This is a genomic window from Gilvimarinus gilvus (assembly GCF_030518155.1).
GTDB classification, from domain to species: Bacteria; Pseudomonadota; Gammaproteobacteria; order Pseudomonadales; family Cellvibrionaceae; genus Gilvimarinus; species Gilvimarinus gilvus.
On the sequence record NZ_JAULRU010000305.1, the window covers coordinates 1 to 1,209 of the forward strand.

A 1,209-nucleotide genomic window follows, 5' to 3' on the forward strand; every position below is an offset into this window, starting at 1 on the left:
ACCATCTTTCGTATTTTGAGCCAACTGAACCTGCAGCAAACCCGCACGTTCCAGATCCATCTGATGAACTTCAGGATCACATAACTCACCGAAGAAAGTTTCTATAGACTGGTCAACCGGAACCTCCAACCACTTCACTAAAAGGTCAGCTTCTCGAAATACGACTTGAGCCGGACAACTCATCTCCCGCCAGAATATACCGGTACGCAACACATCATGCCTCGAGATAATTACTCGTAATGCATCTAACAGCTGCTCTAACTCGCCATCGCTATTAACTTTGATCAAAGTCGGCAATATATACGGATCAGAGCTTTCATCCATAATATGATGATACAGAATACCTTGTTGCAGGGGCCCCAGTGCATAAATGTCTTGTATGTTGTCGCTGCCTCCAGGCGCCAAATCAGTAATTCTGTTGACGTCACTTTGATTCAGCTCAATCAACGGAAGCTGTTCTGGTGTGATTGCAATCCCTACCTCGATTTTATTTTTAGGAACGACAAACTCATCTTCTTCCGTCACCAGGCATTTGGTTAGCTCACAGATTGTGGGGTTTGACAAGACATCTTTGACAGAAACACTCATTGATAGCTTCTGAATTTCACTGACCACTCGCATCACTAATAGCGAGTGCCCCCCGAGAGCAAAAAAGTTGTCGTGTATACCAACACGCTCCACCCCTAACACCTGCGCCCAGATCGAGCACAACATTGACTCCACCTGTGTGCGAGGGGCTTCATAACCAACTTGCATAGACGACACATCCGCCGCCGGTAGTGCCCCCCGATCAACCTTACCATTTGACGTTAGCGGCAAGCTCTCAAGCTCAACGAATACAGAAGGCACCATATACGACGGTAAACTCAATTCCAGCGCCTGCTTTATATCAGACACCAGCACATCGAACTGAACCGGCTTAAACTCCGAATTGAGTAATTTGTGTGAGCGGACCACATACGCCACTAGAATCTTATCTGACTCATTTCCCTGTGCCACAACCACGGCGTCCTTAACACCAGCCAGGGTGGTTAAAGTCGACTCAATTTCACCAAGCTCAATACGAAACCCTCGAATCTTTACCTGATGGTCAATTCTTCCTAAGTACTCGAGATTACCATCCTCTCTCCATCGAACTAGATCCCCGGTCTTATACAACCGTTGACTGCTGGAAGGATCCGATGAATCATAAAATGGATTCTCAATAAA

1 protein-coding gene is annotated in these 1,209 nt (G+C 46.4%); it reads right to left on the minus strand.

Features of this window, described 5'->3' with window-relative positions:
* The coding region (locus QWI17_RS04965; RefSeq protein WP_302721402.1) for a phosphopantetheine-binding protein at positions 1–1,158 on the minus strand (1,158 nt) is incomplete at its 3' end.
* Between the last annotated feature and the right edge of the window lie 51 nt (positions 1,159–1,209).